The organism is Methylobacterium terricola, from assembly GCF_006151805.1.
Classification (GTDB): Bacteria; Pseudomonadota; Alphaproteobacteria; order Rhizobiales; family Beijerinckiaceae; genus Methylobacterium; species Methylobacterium terricola.
This window is the reverse complement of sequence record NZ_VDDA01000006.1, coordinates 106,306-131,127: the sequence shown is the minus strand read 5'-3', so window position 1 is coordinate 131,127 and position 24,822 is coordinate 106,306. Positions and strand designations below refer to the sequence as shown.

The 24,822-nt window shown below is 73.4% G+C and carries 25 protein-coding genes and 1 tRNA gene; 12 read left to right on the top strand and 14 right to left on the bottom strand.

Translation table 11 applies throughout. The features are described 5' to 3' along the window. Nucleotides 1-8: 8 nt before the first annotated feature. Together FF100_RS16205 and FF100_RS16200 are read left to right on the top strand one after the other, a co-directional pair. Nucleotides 9-833 carry a TPM domain-containing protein gene (locus FF100_RS16205; protein WP_139036725.1) on the top strand — a complete coding sequence of 275 codons (825 nt, stop codon included), beginning with the start codon at nt 9-11 and terminating at the stop codon, nt 831-833. Continuing rightward, a complete protein-coding gene (locus FF100_RS16200) occupies nt 833-1,471 on the top strand; it encodes a TPM domain-containing protein (protein ID WP_246102115.1) in 639 nt (212 codons plus the stop codon). The genes FF100_RS16205 and FF100_RS16200 overlap by 1 nt, the downstream gene beginning before the upstream one ends. 316 nt (nt 1,472-1,787) lie before the next feature. On the opposite strand, the gene FF100_RS16195 is transcribed toward FF100_RS16200, so the two are convergent. Continuing rightward, nucleotides 1,788-1,865: transfer RNA gene (locus tag FF100_RS16195), tRNA-Pro, on the bottom strand. Between the two features lie 148 nt (nt 1,866-2,013). Between FF100_RS16195 and FF100_RS16190 the strand changes: the two genes are divergently transcribed. The 3 genes from FF100_RS16190 to FF100_RS16180 all read left to right on the top strand — a co-directional run bounded on the left by FF100_RS16190 (nt 2,014) and on the right by FF100_RS16180 (nt 4,760). Continuing rightward, nucleotides 2,014-2,919, top strand: coding sequence for a class I SAM-dependent methyltransferase (locus FF100_RS16190; RefSeq protein ID WP_139036724.1), 906 nt, complete (start codon nt 2,014-2,016; stop codon nt 2,917-2,919). Nucleotides 2,920-3,029: 110 nt separating this feature from the next. After that, complete coding sequence (locus tag FF100_RS16185) at nt 3,030-3,308, top strand: hypothetical protein (protein ID WP_139036723.1); 279 nt, start codon at nt 3,030-3,032, stop codon at nt 3,306-3,308. A gap of 120 nt (nt 3,309-3,428) precedes the next feature. Then, on the top strand, nt 3,429-4,760 hold the full coding sequence (locus FF100_RS16180; RefSeq protein WP_139036722.1) for a leucine-rich repeat-containing protein kinase family protein: 1,332 nt from the start codon (nt 3,429-3,431) through the stop codon (nt 4,758-4,760). Nucleotides 4,761-4,881: 121 nt separating this feature from the next. Here FF100_RS16180 and FF100_RS16175 read toward each other — a convergent pair whose 3' ends face one another. Continuing rightward, the gene (locus tag FF100_RS16175) at nt 4,882-5,793 is read right to left on the bottom strand and encodes a manganese catalase family protein (protein ID WP_139036721.1); all 912 of its coding nucleotides are present in this window, start codon (nt 5,791-5,793) and stop codon (nt 4,882-4,884) included. A gap of 275 nt (nt 5,794-6,068) precedes the next feature. On the opposite strand from FF100_RS16175, the gene FF100_RS16170 reads away from it, so the two are divergent. Beyond that, nucleotides 6,069-6,617: a hypothetical protein gene (locus FF100_RS16170; RefSeq protein WP_139036720.1), complete on the top strand. Its 549-nt coding sequence runs from the start codon at nt 6,069-6,071 to the stop codon at nt 6,615-6,617. A gap of 25 nt (nt 6,618-6,642) precedes the next feature. Here FF100_RS16170 and FF100_RS16165 read toward each other — a convergent pair whose 3' ends face one another. Then, on the bottom strand, nt 6,643-8,034 hold the full coding sequence (locus FF100_RS16165) for an MFS transporter (RefSeq protein ID WP_139036851.1): 1,392 nt from the start codon (nt 8,032-8,034) through the stop codon (nt 6,643-6,645). 173 nt (nt 8,035-8,207) lie between these two features. Here FF100_RS16165 and FF100_RS16160 point away from each other — a divergent pair, with 173 nt between their 5' ends. Together FF100_RS16160 and FF100_RS16155 are read left to right on the top strand one after the other, a co-directional pair. Then, complete coding sequence (locus FF100_RS16160; protein ID WP_139036719.1) at nt 8,208-8,798, top strand: ABC transporter ATP-binding protein; 591 nt, start codon at nt 8,208-8,210, stop codon at nt 8,796-8,798. Beyond that, nucleotides 8,795-9,574: an ABC transporter permease gene (locus tag FF100_RS16155; RefSeq protein ID WP_139036718.1), complete on the top strand. Its 780-nt coding sequence runs from the start codon at nt 8,795-8,797 to the stop codon at nt 9,572-9,574. The genes FF100_RS16160 and FF100_RS16155 overlap by 4 nt, the downstream gene beginning before the upstream one ends. Before the next feature lie 18 nt (nt 9,575-9,592). On the opposite strand, the gene FF100_RS16150 is transcribed toward FF100_RS16155, so the two are convergent. Beyond that, nucleotides 9,593-10,309 carry a cell wall hydrolase gene (locus FF100_RS16150; protein WP_139036717.1) on the bottom strand — a complete coding sequence of 239 codons (717 nt, stop codon included), beginning with the start codon at nt 10,307-10,309 and terminating at the stop codon, nt 9,593-9,595. A gap of 251 nt (nt 10,310-10,560) precedes the next feature. Then, a complete protein-coding gene (locus tag FF100_RS37090) occupies nt 10,561-10,857 on the bottom strand; it encodes a YjiS-like domain-containing protein (RefSeq protein WP_171070194.1) in 297 nt (98 codons plus the stop codon). 169 nt (nt 10,858-11,026) lie between these two features. Between FF100_RS37090 and FF100_RS16140 the strand changes: the two genes are divergently transcribed. Next, nucleotides 11,027-11,752, top strand: a complete 726-nt coding sequence (locus FF100_RS16140; protein WP_139036715.1) for an ArsR/SmtB family transcription factor — start codon at nt 11,027-11,029, stop codon at nt 11,750-11,752. A gap of 3 nt (nt 11,753-11,755) precedes the next feature. Here the strand turns inward: FF100_RS16140 and FF100_RS16135 are convergent, their stop codons facing one another. From FF100_RS16135 to FF100_RS16125, 3 genes are all read right to left on the bottom strand, one after another. After that, entirely contained in the window at nt 11,756-12,067 is a 312-nt protein-coding gene (locus tag FF100_RS16135) for a hypothetical protein (RefSeq protein ID WP_139036714.1), read from the bottom strand. Between the two features lie 47 nt (nt 12,068-12,114). Further along, complete coding sequence (locus FF100_RS16130) at nt 12,115-12,738, bottom strand: acyl-homoserine-lactone synthase (protein ID WP_139036713.1); 624 nt, start codon at nt 12,736-12,738, stop codon at nt 12,115-12,117. Nucleotides 12,739-12,989: 251 nt separating this feature from the next. Further along, complete coding sequence (locus FF100_RS16125; protein WP_139036712.1) at nt 12,990-13,718, bottom strand: autoinducer binding domain-containing protein; 729 nt, start codon at nt 13,716-13,718, stop codon at nt 12,990-12,992. A 296-nt stretch (nt 13,719-14,014) separates the two neighbouring features. On the opposite strand from FF100_RS16125, the gene FF100_RS16120 reads away from it, so the two are divergent. After that, a complete protein-coding gene (locus FF100_RS16120) occupies nt 14,015-14,494 on the top strand; it encodes a hypothetical protein (RefSeq protein WP_139036711.1) in 480 nt (159 codons plus the stop codon). A 33-nt stretch (nt 14,495-14,527) separates the two neighbouring features. On the opposite strand, the gene FF100_RS16115 is transcribed toward FF100_RS16120, so the two are convergent. Next, entirely contained in the window at nt 14,528-15,247 is a 720-nt protein-coding gene (locus tag FF100_RS16115; protein WP_139036710.1) for a substrate-binding domain-containing protein, read from the bottom strand. A gap of 166 nt (nt 15,248-15,413) precedes the next feature. Between FF100_RS16115 and FF100_RS16110 the strand changes: the two genes are divergently transcribed. Together FF100_RS16110 and FF100_RS16105 are read left to right on the top strand one after the other, a co-directional pair. Next, nucleotides 15,414-16,712 (top strand): solute carrier family 23 protein, encoded by a 1,299-nt coding sequence (locus FF100_RS16110; protein WP_139036709.1) that lies wholly within the window; start codon nt 15,414-15,416, stop codon nt 16,710-16,712. Between the two features lie 1,112 nt (nt 16,713-17,824). After that, complete coding sequence (locus FF100_RS16105; RefSeq protein ID WP_139036708.1) at nt 17,825-18,124, top strand: hypothetical protein; 300 nt, start codon at nt 17,825-17,827, stop codon at nt 18,122-18,124. Between the two features lie 142 nt (nt 18,125-18,266). Here FF100_RS16105 and FF100_RS16100 read toward each other — a convergent pair whose 3' ends face one another. The 5 genes from FF100_RS16100 to FF100_RS16080 form a co-directional block, all read right to left on the bottom strand. Then, nucleotides 18,267-19,835, bottom strand: a complete 1,569-nt coding sequence (locus FF100_RS16100) for an ABC-F family ATP-binding cassette domain-containing protein (RefSeq protein ID WP_139036707.1) — start codon at nt 19,833-19,835, stop codon at nt 18,267-18,269. A 400-nt stretch (nt 19,836-20,235) separates the two neighbouring features. Next, on the bottom strand, nt 20,236-21,171 hold the full coding sequence (gene dapA / locus FF100_RS16095; protein ID WP_139036706.1) for a 4-hydroxy-tetrahydrodipicolinate synthase: 936 nt from the start codon (nt 21,169-21,171) through the stop codon (nt 20,236-20,238). Continuing rightward, on the bottom strand, nt 21,168-21,413 hold the full coding sequence (locus tag FF100_RS16090; RefSeq protein ID WP_139036705.1) for a hypothetical protein: 246 nt from the start codon (nt 21,411-21,413) through the stop codon (nt 21,168-21,170). The genes dapA and FF100_RS16090 overlap by 4 nt, the downstream gene beginning before the upstream one ends. A gap of 430 nt (nt 21,414-21,843) precedes the next feature. Continuing rightward, nucleotides 21,844-22,371: an HTH domain-containing protein gene (locus FF100_RS16085; protein WP_139036704.1), complete on the bottom strand. Its 528-nt coding sequence runs from the start codon at nt 22,369-22,371 to the stop codon at nt 21,844-21,846. Between the two features lie 535 nt (nt 22,372-22,906). After that, nucleotides 22,907-24,004 carry a replication protein RepA gene (locus tag FF100_RS16080; RefSeq protein WP_139036703.1) on the bottom strand — a complete coding sequence of 366 codons (1,098 nt, stop codon included), beginning with the start codon at nt 24,002-24,004 and terminating at the stop codon, nt 22,907-22,909. Nucleotides 24,005-24,822: the final 818 nt, after the last annotated feature.

Here is a 24,822-nt window from a genome sequence, read left to right as displayed (position 1 = left end):
CCGGGACCATGCGCAGCGCAGCTGCCGCCCTCGTCCGTCCCATGGCCCTCCTCCTCTGGGCGGCTCTCCTCTGGGCAGGCCTCCCGGGAGCAGGGGCGGCGGCCCTCGACCTGCCGCCGCTCACCGGCCGGGTGGTCGACGGGGCCGGCCTGCTGCGGCCGGAGGAGCGGGCGGCGCTCGCCGCGACCCTGAAGGCGCACGCGGACAAGACCACCGACCAGGTCGTGGTCGCCACGTTGCCCTCGCTCCAGGGCACCTCGGTCGAGGACTTCGCCAACCGCCTGTTCCGCGCCTGGGGCCTCGGCGCCGGGGCCAAGAACAACGGCGTCCTGTTCCTCGTGGCGCCGAACGAGCGCAAGGTGCGGATCGAGGTCGGCTACGGCCTCGAAGGCGCCCTGACCGACGCCCTGTCGAAGGTGATCATCGCGAGCGCGGTGGCGCCGAAATTCAAGGCCGGGGACTTTCCCGGCGGCATCCGGGCGGGGGTCGACGGCATCCTCGGCATCCTCTCCGGGGACGCCGCCGAGTGGCAGCGCCGGGCCGAGGTGCGCGAGGATGCGGCGGGCGGCCTCGACCCGATCCTGGTGGTGATCCTGCTCGTGGTGATCGGGTTCGTGCTGCTGCGGCTCCTCGCCGGGGGCCGCGGTGGTCCCGGCCGGCCGCATCGCCGCCCGGGCGGCGGCTGGATCGTCGTGCCGGGCCCTTCGGGCGGGGGCTTCGGCGGCGGCTTCGGCGGGGGAATGGGCGGGGGAATGGGCGGCGGCTTCGGCGATGGCGGCTTCTCGGGCGGGGGCGGCTCGTCGGGCGGCGGCGGCGCCTCGGGAGAGTGGTGATGCCGGGAACGGCGATGCTTGGCATCCTGAGCGAAGCGGAGCGCGCCCGCATCGCGGCGGCGATCACGGCGGCCGAGCGCGGCACGGCGGGCGAGATCGTCGTGATGGTGGCGGCCCGCTCGGGGGCCTATCGCAGCCTGCCCCCGGCGCTGGCCCTGGCGGGCGCCCTGCTGGTGCCCTGGCCGCTGATCCTGCTGACCGGGCTCTCCGCCACCCGGATCTTCCTGGTCCAGCTCGTCGTCGCCCTGGCGCTGCTCCTCGGCCTTGCGGCGGCCCCGAGCCTCGCTGGCCTGCCCCGCACCCTGCCCCGCTTCGTCCGCCGCGCCCGCGCCCGCGCCGCCGCCCAGCACGCGTTCCGGTCCCGCGGCCTGTCCCACACCCGCGGGCGCACCGGCGTGCTGATCTACGTCGCCCTGGCCGAGCGCTACGCCGACGTGGTCACCGACACCGGAATCGGTACCGCCCCCGAGGCCTGGCAGGCGGTGCTCGCCGACCTGGTGACGGCCTTGCGCCGCGACGCCCTGGCCGACGGGCTGGTGCGGGCGGTGGAGGCCACCGGCATGATCCTGGCCGAGGCCGCCCCGCCCCATCCGGGCGACACCGACGAGCTGCCGAACCGGGTGATCGTGACCGAGTAGGCGCCCCTCGGTAGGCGCCCCTTACTTGGGCCAGGGGCGCGGCACCGACCGCCGCTTCGCCTGCCCGCTCGGCTCCCGACCACCACCGGCGGCGAGGCTCGCCGCGACGAGGACGGGCTCGTGCGGGCGTAGTCGGAGGCTTGCGCCTTCGGCCCGCGTACAGCGCGACGCGCCAAGACAAGCGCCTCAAGACAAGCGCCTCAGGCCGGGGCGACCGATTGGCCCAACACGCCCTCGCGGACCCGCCCCCCCAGAAACGACGAAGGCGGCCCGAGGGCCGCCTGTCGTAGGTCTCTGTCTGACCAGAGGTTTTGAATGGTCGGAGCGAGAGGATTCGAACCTCCGACCCCTAGTCCCCCAGACTAGTGCGCTAACCGGGCTGCGCTACGCTCCGACGCCCCAAGAGGCGAGCGGGGTATTAGCGCCGCGCTCCTCGTCGCGCAAGCCCCTTCGTGCCGCGCCGGCCCAGGGCTGCGCCCGGGACGAGGCCGCAAGCGTCACCGGGCTCGCTGCGTCACGCGGTTCATGCGACAACCCAAGCCATGAGACCCGGCTCCCTCACCCTCGACGCGTTCCTCGGCCGCCGCGCCGCCGACCGGCGGCTGGCGCGGCTGACCCACGACGTGCCTCTGCCGGAGGCGCGCGGGCTCGAATTCGGGCCCGGCGACAACCCGACCCCCCTGCCCGAGGGCGTGCGCGTCGCGACCGTCGACCGCGCCCTCGATGCGGGGAGCGGCCTGCCCGACGCGGCGCCGATCGATCACGCCTGGGCCGGATCGGGGTCGCTCGCCGCGGCGCTCGGCCGGGACGATCACGAACCCGGGTACGACTTCGCCATCGCCGCACAGGTGGCGCAGTACGTGCCCAACCTACTCGGCTGGCTGCGCGGCATCCACGGGGTGCTGCGCGCCGGCGGCGTGCTCAACCTGTCGCTGCCCGACAAGCGCTTCATGTTCGACGCCGCCCGCCCGGCGAGCACCCTGGCCGAGCTGGTGGAGGCGGACCTGCTCGGCCTCACGCGGCCGAGCCCGCGCCAGCTCTTCGCCCATGCCAGCGAGGCACGGGCGATCGGCCCGGAGCGGATCTGGGCCGGGGAGGATCCGGCGGCGGCGCCGCGCCTGGCCGGCGCGGAGGCCCTGGCGCATGCCCATGCCGAGGCCGCGGCCGCCCTCGCCTCCGGACGCTACGTGGCATGCCATTGCTGGGTGTTCACGCCGGAGAGCTTCCTCGGCCTCGTCGCCGGGGCGGCGCGGCTCGGCCTGTTCCCGTTCGTGCTGAACCGGATCGGCGCGACGGAGGTCGGCGGGTTCGAGTTCTACGTCTCGATGCGGCGCGACGCGGAGGAGGATCCGGAGGCCCTGCGCCGGCTGCAGGACGGGGCGGTCGACCATCTCGGGCGCGTGCTCGCGCAGCAGCGCCGGACCGCGACGCTGCTGGCCGGGCGTTAGACGCCTCGACCCGCCGGGCGCCGAAAGGCCGCGCCCGGAGCGCCGGAACCGCGACCGCCGCGCGCCCGTTTCGCCCCACTCGGAACGATCCCACCATCAGGAGGTCTCCCATGCGGGCTCTCACGATCCAGGCCGCCGTCGCGGCGGCCCTGATCCTTGGGACGGCCGGCACGGCTCTCGCCCGCAACAGCGATGCCGGCAGCGGCCTGTCGCCCTACGCGGCGCTGAACGGCAACGATCGCTCGGCCGGCGTCAACAACGGCAATTACCGCAAGCCGCGCTACGACCCCTACCTGCGGACCTATGGCCGGCCGCCGGTCGACGACGGGTACGGGTACGGGTACGGTTACCGGCCAGCGCCGCCCGCCTATTACGGCTACCCGTACTGACGCGTTCCCGCCGCGCGGCCCCTTGATCCGGCCGCGTTTCCCGGCGACCACGGCCCGGCGGCGGAGGCGCCGCCGGGAGACGACGATGCCGACACCCCGCCGCGCCCCGGGCGCGCGAGCATGACCGTGCCGTCCGCGACCGCCGCCGTCGCGGCCCTGCGCCGGGGCGACCTCGCCGGGGCCCGGGAGCTGCGGCTCCTCGGCGGGCCGGAGGGACGCCTCAGCGAGGTGCCGCCGGAGATCCTCGGCCTCGCCGACACGCTCGAAGTCCTCGATCTCGGCCAGAACGACCTCACCGCCCTGCCCGATTGGTTCGGCCGCCTGCGCCGCTTGCGGGTGCTGTTCTGCTCCGGCAACCGCTTCGACCGGCTGCCGCCGGTCCTCGGCGATTGCGCGTCCCTGAGCCAGGTCGGCTTTCGCGGCTCCGGCCTCGTCGAGGTGCCGGGCGACGCGCTGCCGCCGGCCCTGCGCTGGCTCACCCTCACCGACAACCGCATCGCGTCCCTGCCGGCTTCGCTCGGCGAGCGGCCGAGACTGCAGAAGCTGATGCTGGCCGGCAACCGCCTGCGGGCGCTGCCGGAGCGCTTGAGTGACGCGGGCAATCTCGAACTCCTGCGCATCGCCGCCAACGGGTTCGAGGCGCTGCCGGCCGGCCTGACCGCCCTGCCCCGGCTCGCCTGGCTGTCCTGGGCCGGCAACCCGTTCGAGGACCGCGCAGGCCCGGCCCCGGCCGCCGCGGCGGCGGTCGCCTGGAGCGACCTCGCCGTCGGCTCGCTCCTCGGCGAGGGGGCGTCCGGGCGGGTGATGCGGGCGGCGTGGCGCCGGGACGGCGTCGCGGAGCCGGCCGCCCTCAAGCTGTTCAAGGGCGCGATGACCAGCGACGGCCTGCCCGAGCGCGAGATGGCGGCCTGCCTGGCGGCCGGCGCGCACCCGCACCTGATCGGCGGACTCGGCCGCCTCGCCGATCATCCGGACGGGACGCAGGGGCTGCTGATGCCGCTGCTGCCGGCGGATTGGCGGGTGCTGGCCGGGCCGCCGAGCCTGGAGAGCTGCAGCCGCGACGTCTACGATTCAGGCCTGCGCCTGACGCGGGACGCCGCGTTGCGGCTCCTCCGGGGCGTCGCCGCCGGGGCCGCCCACCTGCATGCGCGGGGCTTCGGCCACGGCGACCTCTACGGCCACAACGTGCTGTGGGACGGGATCCATGGCGAGGCGGTGCTGAGCGATCTCGGCGCGGCTTCCGCCTTGCCGCCGGGGCGCGAGGGGGCGATCCTGCAACGGCTCGACGTGCGGGCCTTCGGGCTCCTGGTCGAGGAGGTACGGGCGCTCGCCCCCCTCGACGATCCGGCCCTGGATGCCCTGGCCGCGGCCTGCACCGGGCCCGATCCGGCGGTGCGGCCGGCGATGGCCGAGGTGATTCAAGTCCTCGACGCGGCGGCGGGGCCGGCCTGACCGGCCCCGCCTCCTGGAGCATCGCCCGATCCCCTGGCAATCGGACGATGCTCCCGGTCCTCGGTTGTGCCGCATGGCCTTCGACGGAGCGGGACCCGCTCCGCCGGACAAGGCGCCGGCCTCAGCGGCTCTTCTTGTAGAGCTTGCTGGCGATCTCGAAGATCTCCTCCGGCTTGTAGTTCGGCGCAAAGGCGCCGTAATTGCCGTCGAGCTCCGGGATCTTGCCGCCCTCGGGCGCACCGTCGACCACTTCGAGGCGACCCGGCGGATCGCCCGGCAGCGCGACCTCGTCGTTCGACCACACGCCGGCCGATTCCGGGTAATCCTGCGAGAAGGTGTAGAGCCGGCGGTGGCTGCCCTCCTGCAGGTACTTCTGGCACTCGGGGATGCGGTCGAGGTTGATGTTGGGGGTCGGCAGCATCTGCTCGATCGCCACGCCGGTGAGCTTCTTCAAGGCCAGCGCGTAGGCGTGGGCGTGGACCGAGCCGCGCACCAGCAGGTAGCCGCAGACCTCGCGCCCGGTCGGGTCCTTCAGGGTCTCGTAGACCCGGAGCTTATGGAGGCGCGCGCCGCATTCAAGGTGGAAGTTGTGCAGCAGGTCGATGATGATGTTCCCGGTCGTGGTGACCATGTCCATGTTCCACGACGCGGCGTTCGAATTCATCGGCATCGCGCCGCCGCCGTTGCTGAGGAAGCTGCCGGCGAGGCGGATGTCCTGCATGTCGTGGAACGGCGCCTTCGACACGTCGACGTCCGGCGTCGGGTCGCCCGGGCCGTTGTTGAGCATCGCGATGCCGGTCGAGACCAGCTCGACATGGCCGAGCTCCTCCGTGAAGATGCTCGAGACCAGGCTGTAGAACGGCCGCAGCTTGGACTTGTCGCGAAAATTGAAGCTCTGGAACATGTAGTTGCCGAGCGTCGACATCTCGCCGTACTTGCCCCCGAGCAGCTCCTGCAGGGCGGCGGCAGCGTTCGGGTCGGGCCTCTTGGGCTGCGGCAGCTCGGCCTGCAGGCGGTCGATCCTCATGAACATGGGCGCGGCACCTTTCCGTCAGGGATACTCCCCGAACCTATCGGGATAGTCCCGGGGAGCATCGATTTGCTCCATGTTAGGTTCCCGGCCCGGGGGCTTTTCGCGCGCATCGGTCGCAGGGCGGCAACCGCGGGGTGGGGCGTCCAGGCCGCAGCGGCCCGGCGAGTGTGGGAAGCCGCGCGATGGCGCTTGACCGCGGCCTGCCGGCGGGCACCCCTAGGGGATCGCCGCCCGCCTCACGGATCCGAGACCCCGGATCCCAGACCCCGGACCCCATGCCCACCGCGATCGACACCGGCACCATCCTGACCCTTCTGCGGCGCGCGACCGAGAAGGTGCGCGCCTCCACCGCCCGCGCCGTGGCGGCCGAGGCCCGGGCCGACCGGCTCGGCCGCGAGGTCGGCGCCCTGCTCGGCCGGGTCGAGGAAGCGTTGCGGGCCGCCGCCGCCGAAGCGGCCGAGGCGCGCCAGGCCGCCGCCGAGGCGCGCAAGGCCGCCGCCGAGGCAGACAGCGCCGCCGCCGAGGCAGACAGGGCCGCCGCCGCGGCCGGCAACGCCGCCGCCGAGGCCAATCAGGCCACCGCCGAGGCCCAGGCCCAGGCCGGGGCGGCCGAGGCCCGGCTCTCCGCCGAGCGGGCCCGGGTGCGCCGGCTGGAGGAGCGCCTGGCCGAGGTGTTGGCCGACACCGCCGCCGCCCGCGAGGCCGCCGCCGCGGCGCAGGCCGGCCGCGAGGCGGCGGAACTCCGCCTGGTGCGCATCCGCGCGGCGCTCCTCGACGAGGCGGCCGTGACGGCCGAGGCGGAGCGGCCGACGGCGCTGCACTGATCCCGGTACGGACGCCCTGCGCGCCTCACCCCGCCTTCGACAGCGGATCGGCGATGCTCTCCAGCGACTTGCCCTCCGCATCGACGCCGAGCCGCCACTCGGTCACCGCGGCGATCACCAGCAGCACCGCCGCCCCCGCATAGCCCCCGGCCAAAGCCCAGTGCCGGCCGGATTCGATCAGGTGGGTGAACAACCACGGCGCCATCACGCCGCCGGCGCCGGTGCCGAGCGCGTAAAACACCGCGATGGCGAGCGCCCGTGTCTCCAGCGGGAAGATCTCGCTCGCCGTGAGATAGGCGGACGACGCCGCCGCGGAGGCGACGAAGAAGATCGCGATCCAGGCGACGGTCTGGGTCCAGGCGGTGAACAGGTCGAGGCCGAACACGATCGCGGTCGCCAGCAGCAGCAGGCCGCTCACCGCGAAGGTGCCGGCGATCATCCGGCGCCGGCCGATCGTGTCGAAGAAGTGGCCGAGCAGCAGCGGCCCCAAGAAGTTGCCGATGGCGAGCGGCACCAGGAACACCCCGGCCTTGTTCTCCGGCACGCCGTAGAACTTCGCCAGCACCAGCCCGTAGGTGAAGAACACCGCGTTGAACAGGAAGGCCTGGGCGATCATCAGCACCAAGGCGAGGATGCTGCGGCCGCGGTGCTTGTGCACCATCGAGGCGAAGATCTCGCCGAAGCCGAAGCTCTTCTTCGGATGCACCTCGAGGATGCCCTCGGCCCTCGGCAGGGCCTTGCCCGTCTCGGCCTCGACCGTGCGCTCGATCTGCGCCACCGTGCGCTCGGCTTCGTCCTCGCGGCCGTGGGTGACGAGCCAGCGCGGGCTCTCGGGCACGTAGCGGCGCAAGACCAGGATGCCGAGGCCGAGCACGCCGCCGATGCCGAAGCCGAGGCGCCAGCCGAAATCCGGGTCGAGGAGGTTCGGGTCGAGGAGCAGCAGCGAGGCCCCGGCGCCGGCCGCGGCGCCGAGCCAGAAGCTGCCGTTGACGATGAGGTCGACCCGGCCGCGATACTTGGCCGGGATCAGCTCGTCGATCGCCGAGTTGATCGCCGCGTACTCGCCGCCGATGCCGAGCCCGGTGACGAGGCGGAACAGCGCGAAGCTCCAGAAATCCCAGGCGAGCGCGCTGGCGATGACGCCGCCGACATAGATCATCAGCGTGGCGTAGAAGACCAGGCGGCGGCCGAACCGGTCGGTGAGCCAGCCGAAGACCAGGGCGCCGATCACCGCGCCGACGACGTAGAACGAGGCCGAGGCGCCGATCTGCTGGAGGGTCAGGCCGAGCGCCCGCTTGTCCTGCAGCACCGGGCCGATCGCCCCGACGATGGTGACCTCGAGCCCGTCGAGGACCCAGGTGATGCCGAGCGCGATCACCAGCAGCAGGTGGAAGCGGCTCCACGGCAGCCGGTCCATCCGGGCCGGCACGTCGGTGCGGACCACCCCCGTCCCGGCGCTCCGCGTCGCTCCCGCTGCTGCCGAGTCTGCTGATGCCACGTCGCATCCTCCCGTTTCATCCGTGCCAGACGCGAAACCGCAGCGGAGCGGTTGCGTTCCGCGCTCCCCTCCCGCACGCTCCGGGGCCTCCCATGCTCCGCATCGACTCCCTCCGCCGCGGCCGCTTCGGCCCCTTCGACCTCGCGCTGGCGCCGGGCGAGGCCTGCGCGGTCACCGGGCCGTCGGGGGCCGGCAAGAGCGTGCTCCTGCGCATGGTCGCCGATCTCGACCCGTCCGAGGGCCGGGTCAGCCTCGACGGGACCGACCGGGAGGCGATGCCCGCCCCCCTCTGGCGCCGGCAGGTGACCTATCTCGCCGCCGAGCCCGGCTGGTGGGCCGAGACCGTGGCCGAGCACTTCCCCGCCGACGCGCCGTCCCGGCTCGCGCCCGAGCGGGAGGCCCTGAGGCTGCCGCCGGAGGTGTTCGGCTGGCCGGTGGCGCGGCTCTCCACCGGCGAGCGCCAGCGCCTGGCGCTCCTGCGGGCGCTGGCCGGCGGGCCGCGGGTGCTGCTCCTCGACGAGCCGACCGCCTCCCTCGACCCCGATTCCGTGCGGGGCGCCGAGGCGGTGATCGCGCGCCGCCGCGCCGCCGGGCTGATCGTGCTCCTCGTCTCGCACGATCCCGCCCAGGTGGCCCGCCTCGCCGCGCGCCGGCTCGCGGTGGCGGATGGGCGTCCCGCATGACCCCCGGCCCGCTCGACCTCGCCCTCGGGGCAGGCTTCGTGCTCCTCAATGCCGGCCTGTCGGCGCTGCTGGGCTTGGGCCTCGCCCGCACGATCCTGGTGGCGGCCTGCCGGCTGGTGGCGCAGCTCACCCTGGTCGGGCTGGTGCTCCGCACCGTCTTCGGCCTCGGGGCGCCGGGGCCGGTGGTCGGGGTGGTGGCCGTGATGGCCCTCGCCGCCGCCTACGAGATCGGCGCCCGGCAGGAGCGCCCCCTGCGGGGTCCGTGGCGCTACGCCCTCGGCGGGGTCGTCACCGCGGGGGCGACCGTCATCGCCGTCGCGGTCGGCCTCGCGGCCTTGCGCCCGCAGCCGTGGTGGAACCCGCACGCGCTGATCCCGCTCTCCGGCATCGTGCTCGGCTCGGTGATGAGCGGGATCGCGATCGGGCTCAACGGCTTCACCGCGGCGGTGCGGGGTGAGCGGGCGGGGATCGAGGCGCGGCTGGCGCTCGGCGCCACCCGGGACGAGGCCCTGGCGCCGCTCGTCCGCAGCGCGATCCGGGCCGGGCTGATCCCGGTGCTCAACCAGATGGCGGCGGCGGGGCTGATCACCCTGCCGGGGATGATGACCGGCCAGATCCTCGCCGGGCAGGACCCTGAAGGGGCGGCCTCATCGCAGATCCTGATCCTGTTCCTGCTGGCGGGGGCGAGCGGCCTCGGGGTGACCGGGGCGGTCCTCGCCGCGTCGCGCCGGCTCACCGATGCCCGGCACCGCCTGCGGCTCGACCGGCTGGCGTGACGGCAGGCCTCCGGCGGCTCAGCCCGGGCTGCGGCCGGTCTCGACGGCGGCGACGCGGCAGATGTTGCGGGCGGGGCCGAGCTCGGCGAGCGGGGTCTGCTGGGTATTGCGCGCGACACGGACCGGGTGCGCGGTCCACCGGGCGGCGCCGGCCGAGCCGGACGGGGCCTGAGCGAGCTGGATCGCGGCGGTCGGCGCCCGGCGGGCGGTCGTGCCCTCGCGGTCGTACCACGGGCGCTTCTCGTAGAAGGCGTTGCCGCCGGCGAGCGCGACGTAGTGCATATTGCGGTAGGAGAAGGTGTAGCCGGCGGTGTGGAAGAACATCGCGCCGCCGACCTTCTCGTGGCGCTCGCCGGCCAGGATCGCGTCGGCGACCTGCTGGGCCTTCTCGCGCTCACGATCGCGCATCGGCTTGTGCAGCACGCCGGCGGCGAACTGGCGCTTCTGGCCGACCACGCCGCAGATCGAGTTCGGGTAGGCGGGCGCCTCGAGCCGGTTCATGACCACGGTGCCGACCGCGAGCAGGCCCTCCTCGCTCGAGCGGTTGGACTCGAAGTACATCGCGCGGGCGAGGCAGTCCCGGTCGGCGCTGGTGACGGCGGCGAGCTGCTTGCGGTCCGGAAGGCTTCCCGTCGTCTCGACCGCGCCCGGCATCATTCCGCAGGCGCCGAGCTGGGGCGCCGTGGCAAGAACCGCGAGGGCGGCTGTGATGGGGAAAGTCCGGTTCCGCGTCATGCAGGCCCCTCTCGTTGCATTGGCCGGGCCCGGCCGGAACGGCCGCGCTCGTGGCCCAGCTTGGGGCGGAATGTGGCGAAGACGGGGCACGGATACGGTTCGTAAACCAAACCGTGAGCGTGGCAGTAAGATAGGACAGGCCTGGTGCAAACGGGAAACACCGCCGGCTCACGGCCGCGATCTCGCGCCACCTGGGCGGAGACGGCGGCACGATGACGGCCCGATCATGGCCGGTCGACGGCACCGTGGCCTCATGACGAGGCCGCGGCGGATCCGGCTTCGGGACGGCTCCGGCAGTCGTCGGATGACGGCGCGAACTTTGCCGTGGCGGCCGGATCGGCCGAGGACAGGGGCACGAAGTCGAAGCCGGCCGCGGAGACCTCGCGCCGCAAGCCGATGTCCCGCAACAACCTGTCGTCCAGGCCGGCCAACCTGGTGCGGTCGCGGGCCTGCCGCAGCTGTCGCGCCCACGCGCCCTCCCCGGGCGGGCCTCCCCGGGGCGCGGGCGGGCGGCAGAGCGCGCGGAGGAGGCGAATCAGCGACGGCATGGCAGGTCGTCCGGTTGCGGTGGGGACGACCCTCGCCCGGGCTCCGGACCTCGTGCTTCGGACCCGGCCGAAGCGGCGCGCCGCACGCTTCGGCGCAGGCCGAAGCGTCGAACGGCATCCCGGCCTATGCTGCGCGGCCGGGGGGAGACTCGCCCGAGAGGAGACCGCCATGGTGACCGTCACCGCGCTCGCCCGCACCGCCGCCCTGGTGGGCGATCCGGCCCGCGCCGGCATGCTGGCCGTGCTGATGGACGGTCGCGCCTTGACCGCGTCGGAACTCGCCCGCGCCGCCGGGGTGACGCCGCAGACCGCGAGCGGCCACCTCGCGCAGCTGACGGAGGCCGGCCTCCTGGCGGTGGCGCGGCAGGGGCGCCACCGCTACCACCGCCTGGCCTCCCCGGCGGTGGCGCGGATGCTGGAGGGCGTGATGGCGGTGGCGGCCGGCCCAGGGCCCGTCCCGGCCGCACCGCGCCGCGGCCCCCGCGATGCCGCCCTGCGCGAGGCCCGCACCTGCTACGACCACCTCGCCGGCCGCCTCGCCGTCGCGATGGCGGACGCGCTCGTCGCGCGGGGCGCGGTCGAGCTCGAGGCCGATGGCGGCGCCGTGACCCCGGCCGGCGAGGATTTCCTGCGCGGGCTCGGGGTCGATCTCGCGGCGGCCGCACGGACCGGCCCGGCCCGCCGGCGGGTGTTCTGCCGCCCCTGCCTCGACTGGAGCGAGCGCCGGCCCCACATCGCCGGCACCCTCGGGGCGGCCCTGCTGGCGACCTGCCTCGACCACGGCTGGCTGCGCCGGATCGAGGGCAGCCGGGCGGTGGCGGTGACGCCCGGCGGTCGCCTCGCCCTCGTCCGGGCCTTCGGCGACGGGCTCGGCGGCCCCTGCGGGGACGCCTGACCCTCAGGCCGCCGGCAGGGCCTCGCCCGCGACGCCCTCCGCTAGCCCGTCCTCCTGCCCGGGGGACGGCAGGGGCACGCTGCCGCAGCCGGTGCGGCGGCGCGCGGTCGCCTCCTGCATCATCGCGTGGGCGTACTCGGTCAGGGTGTGGCCGAGATCGGCCAGGGTGTCGGCGGTGCTCTCCTGGACGTTGGTGGCGTGGCAGGCCACCTCGACCAGGCCATCCATCATGTCGACGATCTCGCCGAGCGCGCGGACCAGGGGCGGCAGGATGTCGGCCATCTCGTCGATCGTCGGCGGGGGGCGGCGGCTCATGATCTCTCTCATCGTTCTCTCGCAGGACTGTTTCGGGGGCGGCCGGCTCAAGCCATCAGGTAGGTCGGCGAGGTCGGGGCCAGGACCGTCGCGTCGGTGCCCCGGATCTCCCGCAGCTTGCGCAGGGTGCGGGCATCGAAGCGGGCCTGCACGGCGATGATGCGCTCGCCGTCGATCTCCGCCGGCACGCCGAGCGGCACCGCCCGGAAATGCAGCTGGAGGACGTGCAGCAGGTAGACGATCGGCATCTGGGCGAGGAAGCAGGTCACCCCGTTCTCCAGGCCCCACTCGACGATGCCGGTCATCACCTCGAGGGAGACCGGGTGGCTCTTGCCGCGGGTGCGGCGGCTCGGCGCCACCGCCTGGCGGGTCCATTCCCAGATCTGCGGGCCGGCCGGCCGGTCGCCCTCGCACAGCTCCGGCAGCACGTCGGAGAGCAGGTGCGGCCGGGTCGTCGGCAGGAGCCGGCTGTAGCCGATCACCTGGCCGTCCTCGATCGCCAGGAAATGGGCGGCGTGGGCGGTGTCGAACTGGTCGATCTCGCGCCCGTCCGGGCGGCGCAGGGCGTTCCACCCCTTCTCCTCGACGAAGACGCGGTGGCGCAGGCGCCAGACCTCCTCCATCTCGGCGGCGTAGCGGTCCTGGTTGGCGGCGGTGACGACGTGGATCATGGGAAAAGGCTCCTGTGTCGAAGCCCTTTCTCCATGCTCTGACGCCGCCGCCGTACTGGGGAATTCCCTAGCCCGGACCGTCCGGTGTGAGACTTTGTGCCGACGGTCCGGAACGCCGACGCGTCGCTCCGATCCCGGGCGGGCCCGAGACCGGCGGACCGCGGGCCCGTCCCGGATCCGCGATTGTCAGGCCAAGCGCTGGCGGCCGGCTCGGGAGCGGAACCAGGGGTCGGTCTCGACGACCGGCGACCCTACGAGATCAGCCCGCGCCGGAGCGCCACTGCCACCGACTGGGCGCTGTTGAGCGTGCCGAGCTTGGTCCTGGCCGAGCGCAGGTGGTGCTCGACGCCCTTGGAGGAGATCGCCAGGATCTCGCCGACCTCCCAGTTCGTCTTGCCCTCGGCCACCCATTGCAGCACCTCGCGCTCGCGCGGCGACAGCCGGATCTCGGCGCCGGCCTCGGAGCGCAGCAGCACGAGCTGGGCGAAGGCGTAGGTCGCCACGAGCTGCAGCGTGCCGAGATCCTCCGGCGAGACCTCGATCCGCGCGCCCGAGAAGCTGAACCCGGCGAGCTGCCCGTCCAGGGTCAGGAGCGGCACGGTGACCCCGTGGCGCAGGCCGTGCTCTCCGGCCTCGTTCATCACCTGCAGGGCCGCCGGATCCTCGCGGTAGCGCTCCGCGACCTCGGACCAGGCGAAGGGCGCGCTCGTCCCGGGGAGGTGGCGCACCGTGGCATCGCGGAACAGGTAGCCGCGGGACAGGTAGCGGGTCTTCCAGTCCGTCGGCATCGCGTCGAGGAGGGCGTGCTCGTATTGCTGGCGCGGCTTGGCGCCGAGGACCGGCAGCGTTCCGGCCAGCGCATGCTCGATCCCGAAACGGCCCAGGAGCTTCAGCAGCAGCTCGGACACGTCCTGCGGGCTCGCCGTCCGGTCGAGGGAGCGCAGGAAGGCGAGGGTCAGGTCGAGGCGCTTGCGGCTCATGCAACCTGACTAGCGGGTGGTGGCATTCAATGACATCTAAGGTTGCGGTCGTCGACCGGGAGACACAGTGTCGCGGATCCTGGAGCGGGGGGCAAGGTCCGGCCCGGCGGTCTCCCGGTGCCCGGGATCGGCCCTTCCGCGGGCGGGCGTCGACGGCCTCCTTGCGTCGACCGGTCCGCCCGGCCGCGAAGAATTCCGGCCGCCTCGAAGCGACCTTGCGGCATTCCCTTGAAGATCCGGTGCAGGCCCGCCATCTCCGGACCGCGCCTGCGGTTGGGCGCTCTTCGGAGAAGATCATGCCGCACCACGACACGACCGCCCTTTCGGGCACGATTCAGCACGTCTTCGCGCATCGCTTCACCCTGGAGGCGGACGGCGCGGTCCACCTCGCCGATCTCGGGCCCAAGGGGGCGGAGGCCTTCCCCCTCGCCGCCGGCCTGCAGGTGACCCTCGAGGGCGAACGCCGCCCGTCGGAGATCAAGGTCGCGCGGATCGCCGCCCCGGGACGCGAGCCGGTCGAGATCCACCACAAGAAGCCGAACCATCCGGGCAAGAAGCCTCGCACGGACGCGCCGGTCGATCCCGCCGCCGCCCTCGCCGCCGTGACGGCGGCAGGCTGGACGCCGACGGGCGAGCCGCAGCGCAAGCCCAAGCACGTCGAGGTGCTGGCGCGCCGGGGCGGCGGGGCGTGGACCGAGCTCCACGTCGATGCCGCCGGCACGATCTACAAGGAGAAGGCGCCGGACGCGGCCAAGTGGGGCGCGGCCCTCGCCTGATCCTGTCGGGGTCGCGCGCCGGCGTGCGGCCCCTCACCCGCGTCCGGCGGGCTCCATCCCGGTCCGCCGGATCGCGGCCTCGTCCGAGACGAGATGGGCGATCAGCCGCCGCGCCGGCGCGGGCGCGCCCGCGCCCGCGACGATCGCCGCCGCGAAGGTCTGGACCAGCTGGACCGCGTCCGGCAGCGGCCCGACCACCTCGATCCCCGGCACGTCGACGAGTTCGCTCACCGGCCCGAGGGCGAGGTCGGCCTCGCCCGCGGCCAGGGCGGCGGCGGAGTCGGTGCCGCGGGGCAGCATCGTCACCCGCACGCCTCCGGCGAGGCCGAGCCGCGGCAACACCGTGTCCCGGATGAACAGGCCGCTGGTGCTGCCCGGCATCACGACGCGGTGGGCCTCGGCCAGGGTGCGGGCGAGCGCCGCGACGGTGTCGATCGGGGGCTTTCGCGCGCCCGTCCGCACCGCGGCGGCGAGCGGCGCGGTGGCGAGCGCCACCGCGGATCCCTCGACGATCCGCCCGTCCTGGATCAGCTCGTGCAGGCCCTCGTTCGAGAGGATCACCAGGTCGACGCGGGTGCCGTGGGCGAGCTGGTGGCGGATGGTGCGCGGCCCCTGCCCCTGCGAGGCGCCGGACAGGGTCCGGACCGCCAGCCCCGTCGCGCGCTCGAAATCCGGCAGCGCCGCCGCGTAGGCGAGCGCGAAGCCGCCCGAGATCATGACGGTGAGGTCGGCCGTCTCGTCCGAAGGGGTCATGGCTGTCGCTCCCGCTCAGAGCCGGATCCTTTGACGGATCCTTGGACGGACCCTCTGGCCGGGACCGTAGGCCGGCGCAAGCCCGGCCACGATCTGTAAGACCTTTCCGGACCCGCACCCGATCCTCTAAGGCCCTCCCGAACCAGACGGATCGGGGGGAGACAGGATGGAACCGGCGGAACGGACGGAGGCGCGGGGCTTTCCCCGCTGGCGGCTCGCCCGGGGGGCGGTGGTGCTGCCGGACGAGCGGCCGCCGCTCGGCCAGACGGTCGTGCTGGCGCTCCAGCACGTGGTGGCGATGTTCGGCTCGACCGCGCTGGCGCCCCTGCTGATGGGCTTCGACCCCAACCTCGCGATCCTGTTCTCCGGGATCGCCACGCTGCTGTTCTTCGTCGTGGTCGGCGGCCGGGTGCCGAGCTATCTCGGCTCCAGCTTCGCCTTCATCGCGGTGGTGATCGCGGCGACCGGCTATTCGGGCAGCGGCCCGAACCCGAACCTGCCCGTCGCCCTCGGGGGCATCGTGGCGGCGGGCGCGGTCTACGCCCTGATCGGGATCGTGGTGATGCGGGCGGGCGATGCCTGGATCGGCCGGCTGATGCCGCCCGCCGTCACCGGCGCGATCGTCGCGGCGATCGGCCTCAACCTCGCGCCGATCGGCGTGAAGGGCATCTCGGGCTCCGGCCTCGATGTCGGGATCGGGCTGTTCACGATCCTGGCGGTGGGCCTGTCCGCCTCCTACCTGCCGGGCGCGGCCCGGCGCCTGCCGCTCCTCATCGGGGCCGTGGCCGCCACCCTGCTCTACGGCGTGCTGGCGAACGGCTTCGGGTTGGCAAGGCCGCTGGATCTCGGGCGGATCGCCGACGCGCCGTGGTTCGGCTGGCCGCACATGACGACGCCGGTCTTCGAGCCGGCCGCGATCTGGCTGATCGCCCCCGTCGCCCTGGTGCTGGTCGCCGAGAATCTCGGCCACGTGAAGGCGATCGGGGCGATGACCGGGCGCACCCTCGACCCCTGGCTCGGCCGCGCCTTTCTCGGCGACGGGCTCGCCACGATGCTGTCGGGCTCCTTCGGCGGCACCGGCGTGACGACCTATGCCGAGAACATGGGCGTGATGGCGGTGACCCGGATCTACTCGACCCTGGTCTTCGCCGTCGCCGGCATCGTGGCGATCCTGTTCGGGCTGTCGCCGAAATTCGGCGCCGCGATCCTGGTGATCCCGGGCCCGGTGATCGGCGGCCTGTCGGTGGTGGTGTTCGGGCTCATCACCGCCGCGGCGGGGCGGATCTTCGTCGAGAACCGGGTCGATTTCTCGCGCATCCGGGTCCTGCTCACCGTCGGCACCGCGCTCGTCCTCGGCGCCGGCGACTTCACGGTCGGCCTCGGCCGCTTCACGCTCGGCGGGATCGGCACCGCGACCGCGGCGGCGATCCTGCTCTACCACCTCCTGCGCGACGAGCCGGCCTGAGGCGGCCGGGCGATCTCCTGTCGCACCCGCATCCTCGCCCGCCTGCGCCGTCGGCACGGTCCTTGCGGCCTCGTCGGCGGCGAGGAGCGGAGGAGGTCACGGTGCCGGACCGACCCTGACGAGGAAGGCCCCGCGCCGGCGGGGCCTTCGGTGTCGCCGGGCGGTCGATCAATCGCGCCCGGGGCGCAGCCGCACCGCCTGGGCCAGGCGGATCAGCTCGCGCGCGGTCAGGCCGCGGCTGTCCTGCTCGGACCAGATCTCCCGCACGGGCTCGCCCGTTCCCCTGTCCGTGGCCTGTCCCCGACCCTGCGCCGCACCGCGCCGCATCTCGCAGGATCGGTCGGGCCGGCGGGCCTCGGCGCCCGAAAACCCGCCCACGAACCGGTCGGCTCTCGCTGCCGTTCTCATGCGTGCTCCCATGGAATCCCACGTCCCATGGGATCCCCGATTCCCATGGGATCCCCCTCGGCGAACGCCTCGGCGGACCGGCACATGGTTAGCGAAGCGTGGCTGTTTCCGGAATTCTTGAAGTGGCGCGGCGGCGCGCTACCCGGCCCGGCTCCCGCGGGAGATGCCCCCGGGCGGGGATGAATGTGTGGGCCATCAGCCGGCGACGCGGTTCCTGTTCCCCGCTGCGCCGACCCTCCCGCGACCACCCGGCCCACTGAGCCTCACAGGCTGGCGGGGAGAACTGGTCCACCGCCAACTCGTCGTCACGAGCTCCCTCACGGTCCAGCCTGTCGGCGGAGCCGGAGCGCCACAGGGTACGTCCACGAGGGAGACGTGTCGTCTAACAGGTCGTCGGACGGGAACAAGAGGCGGTTTGCCGCCCCGGCCAGCCGTCGCCCCGCACCGCCATGCGCCGCAAGCATGGCCGTCGCGCGGGGCGCCCGGTTGCTATGTGCGCTGCAACATGAGACAAGGTTTGTGCATCGCAGCGATGGCGTCGCGGCGATGCAGCCCTCTTTGGGCGTTTCCTCCCTAGACTTCGGGCCGCCTCGCAAGGGCGGCCTTTTTTCTTGCCCGCGTGTTTCCGGTTGCGTCCCGGTCGGGTCCGGCGGCACTGTCCGGTGCGGGCGGTCTGGCGGCCCGGGCTGAACGGGATCACCACGATGGAGCGTCCACGGAGCGTCGGCATCGCCTGGTACGAGCCGGGCGACTATCCCCGCCTCCGCGCGGTGATGGCCGATGCCGGCCTGCCCGAGAGCTACGCGACCTGGCAGATGTCGGCGATCCAAGTCGAGCGCGAGGTCTCGCGCAGCGGCGTCGCGGTCGCCCGCGTGCGGATCGAGCCGGAGGCCTTCCTGGCCTGGTGCGGCGAGCGGGGCGTCCCGCCCGACGCGAAGGCGCGGGCCGCCTTCGTGCGCGAGGCGCACGAGGCGCAAGGGTCGGACGCCGGTTCGCGTGGCTGACCATGCGGGGTCGTGCCTGCGGACCCGTCGCGGGCCACGGGAACGTCCGTTCCTCGGCGGCCGGTGAGGCGGACGCCGACGCCCGATCCCCGGGAGATCAGGCTTGGGGAAATCAGTCTTAGGGAAATCAGACCTGGGGAGATCAGACCTGGAACACGCGATCCAGCCTGATCCGCGCCAAGAAGGATGGATCGTGGCTTACGACGAGGAGCGCGCCGTCGAAGCCCCGCAGGGCGTCCTCCAGAAGCGCGAGGGACTCGACGTCGAGATGGTTGGTCGGTTCATCCAGAATGACGAGCCAGGGTGGGGTGGAACGGGACAGGGTCGCCGCGAGCCCCGCCCGTAGACGCTCGCCGCCGGACAGCGTGCCGACGACCCGGTTCGCATCCCGGCTGCGGAAGGCGAACCGGGCGCAGATGGCGTGGGCCTCTTCGTCGCTCGCATGCGGGTTCAGACGGCGGATGTTGTCGAGGATGCTGCGGCCGGAATCCAGCACGGCGACGTGCTGATCGAGCATGACGATGCGCCCTTCGGCGCGGTGCACCGTGCCGGCAACGGGAGCGAGCAAACCGGCGGCGACGCGCAGGAGGGTCGTCTTCCCGGCCCCGTTCGCTCCCCCGAGCGCGATCCGTTCCGGCCCGTCGATGTGCAGCGTCCACGGGCCAAGGCGCCGATCGCCGGTCGCGGCCAGAACGCCGTCCATGGCAAGGACCCTGGCGCCGGACGGCATTCCGCTCGGCGGCAGCCTGATCGTCAGGGGCGACAGGACCTCCACGCGCGAACGCGCCTCGTCCGCCTCGGCACGGGCAGCGCTCGCCCGCCGCTCGTTGATCGCCTGCGCCCGCCCGCCACTGTTCTGCGCGCGCTCGGCTTGCGCATCCAGAAGGATCTTGGGTCCGGACCCCGTGGCGGCGAAAGCGCGTCCCGCCCTGTCGCGCCTGTCCTTCGCCTCGCGCTGGGCTTGCGCGGCCTGACGCGCGGCGCGAACGGCCGCCTCGGCGCGCTCGAGATCGGCGCTGGCGCGCCGTCGATCCTCGTCGCGCGCAGCGGCGAAGGCCGACCAGCCCCCGCCGAAACTGCGCATGCCGATCGTCGTCAGTTCGAGGATGCGGCCCACATCCTCCAGGAGCTCCCGGTCATGGCTCGCGACGAGGATGCCCCCGCGCCAATCCCGCACCAGGGCTCGCACCGCGCTGCGGCCGGCGGCGTCGAGATCGTTCGTCGGTTCGTCGAGAAGCAGAAGGTCCGGAGCCTCGACGATGAGGCGAGCGATCCCGACCCGCATCCGCTCGCCGCCCGACAGGGCGTGGAGGCGACGGTCCAGCGGAAGATCGGGAAGACCCGCCAGCGCGAGCGCCGCGCTGACACGGGTCTCCAGGGTCCAGTCCGCGGCGTCGAAATCGTCGGCGCTACCGGTGCCCGCCAGAACGCGGCCGAGCACTTCCACCGAGCCCGCGACGCCGAGCGCTTCGGCCAGGGTCCACGCCTGCGGCATGTCCTGCCGGAGAACGCCGATCGTCCCGGTCCGCCGAACGACGCCAGACGACGGTTCGGCAAGACCGGCGATGATGCGCAGGAGAGTGGATTTGCCCGAGCCGTTGCGGCCGACGAGCCCGACGCGTTCCGCCCCGATCGCGAAGGTCAGGTCTTGGAAAAGCGAGCGGTCAGGCGTCCGGGCGGAGACGGAATCGAGCGTGAGGAAGGTGGACATGGTCAACCGTGGCAGGTGTCGAGACAAGGCGGATCGCGTTGCTCATCCTGCTGTTCACGGCTGCACTCCTCGGCGTTTCCACCCCAACGTATGACCGGACGGCTCCTCGTGCAACCGGACAGCGGCGGTCCGGCGTAGGACGAGGCGCTCCCCGCCTCCGGGAGGGGTCGGCCACGGAACGTCTCCTCTCGGACACCGGGGGGCCGGATCCCGCTCGTCGCGGAACACTCGGCCCCCCCGGACCCGGGCCTCCAGCCCCGCCCGCCCGAGCGCGCCGAATCCCCCTCGTGCCGCCTCGGCCTGCACCGCCGCGGGATCGCCGAGGAGGCCCGGGCCGGGATCGGTCGCCACCGTGCCGGCGCGGCAAGCGCCCGGCCGGGAGCGCGGGGAGCGGCGTCGGTCAACCCGCCGCCCGGCACGCCGCGTCTTCGCGGGAAGCGGCCGTCGCCGTGATCTCGGCCAAGGCCGCCGCCAGCGCCGCCTCCGTCTCCGGACGTGGCCGCACCAGGGGCAGGCGCAGGTCGGGGGCGAAGCCCGGCCGCAGCAGCGCGAGGGCGAGCTTGACCGGACCCGGATCGGTCTCCCGCGACAGGGCGGCGACCAGCGGCATCAGCCCGGCCTGGAGCGCCCGGGCGCGCCTCTGGTCGCCGGCCCGGGCGGCGCGCTGGAGGGCGGCGCAGATGCCCGGCACCAGGTTGGCGACGACCGAGACGCAGCCCCGCCCGCCCATCATCGTGTAGGCGGCGGCGGTGGCGTCGTCGCCGGAATACCGGAGGAAGCCGGGGCCGGCGGCCCGCTCCACGGTCGCGAGCCGGGCGAGGTCGCCGGGCGCGTCGACGAGGCCCGCGATCCCCGGCAGGGCGGCGAGGCGCGCCAGGGTGTCGGGCAGGAGGTCGATCCCGGCCCGGGCCGGGACGGCGTGGAGGAGGAGCGGCAGGGTCCCGGCCGCCGCGATCGCGGCGAAGTGCCGGACGAGCCCGTCCTGCGTCGGACGGTTGTAATAGGGCGTGACCGCGAGCGCGGCGGCGGCCCCGGCCCCGGCGGCCGCCCGGGTCCAGGCGATCGCCGTGCGGGTGCAGTTGCTGCCGGTGGCGGCGATCACCGGCACCCGGCCCCGCGCCGCCTCCAGGGCGACGCGCAGGGCCCGGTCGCGCTCAGGGTCGGTCAGGGTCGGCCCCTCGCCGGTGGCGCCGCCGACCACCAGGCCTTCGGTCCCTTGCGCGACGTGCCAGGCGACAAGGTCGCCGAGCGCCCGCTCGTCGAGACGGGTCCCGCCCGCCGCGAAGGGCGTGACCAGGGCGGTGAGCGCGCCGCCGAGCCCGTGCAGGGGCGTCATGGGACGAGGGCGATGGGCGTGCTGGACAGGCGCACGGCGTCGGGCCGGCGGCCGGTCTCGGCGGCGGCGTAGTGCAGCGCGTCCCGGCGGCTGCGGAAGATGCCGCCGCCGAGGCCGTGGGTCTCGACCGCGAGCCAGTGGCCCTCGGCGCTCTGGCCGACCAGGAAGGCGAGCGGGAGACGGGCCGGCGCGGCGGACTGAATCGAGGCCTGGATCGAGGCTTGGATCAGGGGTTGGGGCATCGGGGGGATCGGGTTCGCGCGGCCGTCCGGCGGCCGCACCCTCAACCTGTCCCGGACCCCGTAAGGGATCGAGGCGGACGAACCGGCCCCGGTATCAGGATCCCGTATGGTTTTGCCTGCACCGAGCGGGCGCTCCCCCAGGCGGCGACGCCCCCGCGGAGAACCGCGAGGGCGAGGACGAGACCGGCAAGGCAGCGGATCAGCGTCATGGCTTCACGTCACGGCCTCGCGCCCGGGCGGGTCGCACCGGCCACGCGGGTCCACCACCGGGGCGTCGAGGCCGCCGAGCCGGCGCCCCCTTCGGCGAACGATACTTGGACACTTGGAGGCGCGGCGCATGGCAGGTCCAAATCAAGGGTCGAATGAGGCGAGGCGCCGATCGCATGACCATGGCCTCACGAGACGGTGACCGGCATCGATGATGCCGGTGTCAGGAGGCGAGCCCGTAGACCGCGTCGCCGAGGCGGCGAAAGACGCCGCCACCCTGCGCGCGCTTCCACAGCCGGGTGTTGAGGGCCGCGACCGGGTCGTGGCCCGGCAGGGTCAGGCCGCGGGCGGCGAGCTGCTCCCAGATCTCGGCGGCGTGCATCGGCCGCCCGGCCTCGGCCAGGATCTCCTCCGCCGCCTCGATCAGGCGGCGGCCCTCCCGGCGCGCGGCGGCGCCCGGAAGATCGGCATCCGGTGTGGGATCGGGCCGGACAGGCGCGGGGCTGGGCGCCGGGGCGGGCTCGGCGGAGGCCGACCTGGAATGGAGTGATTCGGAACGCGACGCCGGGTCCGGGCGCGAGGGCTCCGCCGGAACGGGCACGGGGCGGGCCGGCTCCGCGATCCCCGGCCGGGCGAGCCGGCGGCCGAGATCGAGATAGAGCTCGTGCTCGGCGATGGCCCGGTCGAGGGCGGCGCGCTGGCGCCGCAATTCGTCCAGCCGGGCCTCGGCTTCCGCTTCCGACAGGAACATGGTGCCCTCTTGGAATATTCTACATTCCCGAGACATCCCCATCGTCGCCGGGCGCCTCGAGAATAAGAATATTCCATACGGACGCAAGCCCGGCGCCGGACATTCCATGCCCGGTCCACCACGGAACGGCGTTCGCCAGGCCCTCCCTCTCCCCGCCCGGGGTTGCACCGCGTCTCGTCGCTCAGGCAGAACGAATGCGAAACATTCCATATTCCTTTGGAATGATCCCTGTTCCCATTCGTCCGGGGCGACCCATCACGATGGCCCCGACGATGGCCCATGACCGTGGTGCCGAGCCGGCCACCGCCTCCTCCCCTGCGTCCCGGACGGCGCAAGGCTATCCGGGGACGCGTCAGACGGAGGCTGGGCCGCGGGTCCCCCCTCTCCCGTGTGGGAGACGGAATCCCGCGCTGGATCGTGAACCGATCTTTTGCGGATGGCGGGAAAGGAAGGCGATCCGGGACGGGGCCGGAGAGGCAGGCGGTGGCCCGTCGCGCGCCGGACCTTTGCCGGTCCGACCGACCCGGCGCGATCCTCAGGCCGCCCCTGCCCCGGCCGCCGCGGCCTTGCGGCGGGCGGGCTTCGGCGGGACCAGGAGGGAGCCGGGATCGGTCGGCATCAGCTGCAGGCCGGCCTCGTCGAGGCTGATCGGCAGCTTCGGAAAAACCTCCTTGACGTGGGCCACGTCGGCCTTGAACGCCTGGCGGAAGCTCCTGAGGGAGGCGTTGTCGGCGCCGAACTGCTTGTGGACCGTGTCCCAGCTCAGGCGCAGCGGCCGCTGCAGGCTGCGCAGGCGGTAGCCGATCCAGAACAGCAGGTCGAGCTTGCGCGCCGAGCCCGAGAAGGCGCGGGCGGCCCGGATGTCGACCGGCAGGGCGTGCTGGACCAGGTTGTCGTAGAAATCCTGGTGGAACTGCACCGTCTTCGACCAGGCGATGCCGTCCTGGCCGCTCGAGCGCCACAGGTCGAGCTGGCGGAACGGCGGCATGGTGATGGTCGAGGAGCGCGACTGCCCGTCCCACAGGCCGATCTGCATCGTGCAGGCGGCCAGCCGATGCAGCTGTTCCTTGAACTGCCGGATCGTGCCGCGCTCGCCGCCGGTGACGGCGAAGCCCATCTCGCGCATGAAGCCCGACAGGCTGTCGGCGACCTCGACCGTCGGGCTGCGCTGGCGCACCGCCTCGGTGCAGAGATGCAGCAGCACCAGCCGGGCCTTCGGGCCGTAGGGGAGCCCTTGCAGCTCCATCTGGCCGGTCGCCGGGTTCTTCAGCCGCCCGGCCAGCAGGCTCAGCGTGTTGCGGCCGTATTCGCGAAAGAATTCCCGCTCGTCGCCGGGGTCGCGGTAGGGCAGCCCGCAGAGCGCCAGGACGGAATGGATGTGCTGGATCGTGTCCGGGGTCACCGGCTCGGCCTCGATCACCATCCGCACCGCGTCGCGGCGGCGCTGGTCGCGCCCCATCGCGGCGCGGGTCTCCTGCTGGCGGCCGGCCTCCGCCCGCTCGGCGTCGCGCAGGGCCTGGCGGTGGGCGATGTGCTCGACGATGACCGCGAACAGGAACCCGCCCCGGGCCGCTTCCAGCTCGGCCAGCAGGTCCTCGTCGTGGATCGCCGCGATCTTGGCCTCGATGCTCATGGCTGATGATGTCGCCTGCCGGTCGCCTGGTGCCGCGGCGCTCCCGCCGGTGTCGTGCCAAACCTTCATGCACGATTCGGCTCCCGGGATTCCGTGTCCCCGGGCGGGTTATCCCAAGATTCCCGCCACTCATCCCCGTTATCCCGCCCGTTATCCCGCCCGTACCCCGCGGAGATTCCGACCCGGCACGTCTCCGATGGCGCGTGGCGCGGTCCAGGAGCCCCGTGGAGGCCCATCCGACCCTCGGACGGCCTTGGGAGCCTCCCGCCCGGTGACGCGCCTGTGGGCCGCCTGTGCACGGCCCTGTGGGTCGGATGGGACCAAGCCTGTGGCCGGTTCCGGCCCAGGCCTGTGGGTGGAGGGTTGCGGGAGCGGTGGAGCACCGGTGCAGGAGCGGCGCAGAGTTCGATACGGGGCCGGTTTGCGGGTCGGCTCCCCGCGCAGAGTCCGATACGCCGGGGCGGATCGAAACCGGCTGGATTCCGAGGGCTTGGCTGGCGCCCGACGCCGAATCCGATGCACGGCCACGCCGAATTCGATGCGCGAACCCCCGGAATCCCCGCAGAGTCCGATGCGCCTCCACGCAGAGTCCGATGCCGATCCACGCAGATCCGTATGCGCGACCACCCTGCAAACCGTTGAAGGAGCAGGGGGATTCGCCCCTCCATATAATCCACATAACTGACTCTCTGAGAATCCATGACTGATAAGTCACCTATAGGCCCGAGAGAGTGTTCGTTTTGAAGAACGATCCAGACCAGCTCCGGCACCGATTGGATACAATCTTCAGAAGAAAGGAATTTACGGAATATGCCAAT

Bases quoted from the DNA above. Each gene is read 5' to 3' on its own strand.
- FF100_RS16205 (WP_139036725.1), top strand. From the start codon at position 9: ATGCGCAGCGCAGCTGCCGCCCTCGTCCGTCCCATGGCCCTCCTCCTC.
- FF100_RS16200 (WP_246102115.1), top strand. From the start codon at position 833: ATGCCGGGAACGGCGATGCTTGGCATCCTGAGCGAAGCGGAGCGCGCC.
- FF100_RS16190 (WP_139036724.1), top strand. From the start codon at position 2,014: ATGAGACCCGGCTCCCTCACCCTCGACGCGTTCCTCGGCCGCCGCGCC.
- FF100_RS16185 (WP_139036723.1), top strand. From the start codon at position 3,030: ATGCGGGCTCTCACGATCCAGGCCGCCGTCGCGGCGGCCCTGATCCTT.
- FF100_RS16180 (WP_139036722.1), top strand. From the start codon at position 3,429: ATGACCGTGCCGTCCGCGACCGCCGCCGTCGCGGCCCTGCGCCGGGGC.
- FF100_RS16175 (WP_139036721.1), bottom strand. From the start codon at position 5,793: ATGTTCATGAGGATCGACCGCCTGCAGGCCGAGCTGCCGCAGCCCAAG.
- FF100_RS16170 (WP_139036720.1), top strand. From the start codon at position 6,069: ATGCCCACCGCGATCGACACCGGCACCATCCTGACCCTTCTGCGGCGC.
- FF100_RS16165 (WP_139036851.1), bottom strand. From the start codon at position 8,034: ATGGACCGGCTGCCGTGGAGCCGCTTCCACCTGCTGCTGGTGATCGCG.
- FF100_RS16160 (WP_139036719.1), top strand. From the start codon at position 8,208: ATGCTCCGCATCGACTCCCTCCGCCGCGGCCGCTTCGGCCCCTTCGAC.
- FF100_RS16155 (WP_139036718.1), top strand. From the start codon at position 8,795: ATGACCCCCGGCCCGCTCGACCTCGCCCTCGGGGCAGGCTTCGTGCTC.
- FF100_RS16150 (WP_139036717.1), bottom strand. From the start codon at position 10,309: ATGACGCGGAACCGGACTTTCCCCATCACAGCCGCCCTCGCGGTTCTT.
- FF100_RS37090 (WP_171070194.1), bottom strand. From the start codon at position 10,857: ATGCCGTCGCTGATTCGCCTCCTCCGCGCGCTCTGCCGCCCGCCCGCG.
- FF100_RS16140 (WP_139036715.1), top strand. From the start codon at position 11,027: ATGGTGACCGTCACCGCGCTCGCCCGCACCGCCGCCCTGGTGGGCGAT.
- FF100_RS16135 (WP_139036714.1), bottom strand. From the start codon at position 12,067: ATGAGCCGCCGCCCCCCGCCGACGATCGACGAGATGGCCGACATCCTG.
- FF100_RS16130 (WP_139036713.1), bottom strand. From the start codon at position 12,738: ATGATCCACGTCGTCACCGCCGCCAACCAGGACCGCTACGCCGCCGAG.
- FF100_RS16125 (WP_139036712.1), bottom strand. From the start codon at position 13,718: ATGAGCCGCAAGCGCCTCGACCTGACCCTCGCCTTCCTGCGCTCCCTC.
- FF100_RS16120 (WP_139036711.1), top strand. From the start codon at position 14,015: ATGCCGCACCACGACACGACCGCCCTTTCGGGCACGATTCAGCACGTC.
- FF100_RS16115 (WP_139036710.1), bottom strand. From the start codon at position 15,247: ATGACCCCTTCGGACGAGACGGCCGACCTCACCGTCATGATCTCGGGC.
- FF100_RS16110 (WP_139036709.1), top strand. From the start codon at position 15,414: ATGGAACCGGCGGAACGGACGGAGGCGCGGGGCTTTCCCCGCTGGCGG.
- FF100_RS16105 (WP_139036708.1), top strand. From the start codon at position 17,825: ATGGAGCGTCCACGGAGCGTCGGCATCGCCTGGTACGAGCCGGGCGAC.
- FF100_RS16100 (WP_139036707.1), bottom strand. From the start codon at position 19,835: ATGTCCACCTTCCTCACGCTCGATTCCGTCTCCGCCCGGACGCCTGAC.
- dapA (WP_139036706.1), bottom strand. From the start codon at position 21,171: ATGACGCCCCTGCACGGGCTCGGCGGCGCGCTCACCGCCCTGGTCACG.
- FF100_RS16090 (WP_139036705.1), bottom strand. From the start codon at position 21,413: ATGCCCCAACCCCTGATCCAAGCCTCGATCCAGGCCTCGATTCAGTCC.
- FF100_RS16085 (WP_139036704.1), bottom strand. From the start codon at position 22,371: ATGTTCCTGTCGGAAGCGGAAGCCGAGGCCCGGCTGGACGAATTGCGG.
- FF100_RS16080 (WP_139036703.1), bottom strand. From the start codon at position 24,004: ATGAGCATCGAGGCCAAGATCGCGGCGATCCACGACGAGGACCTGCTG.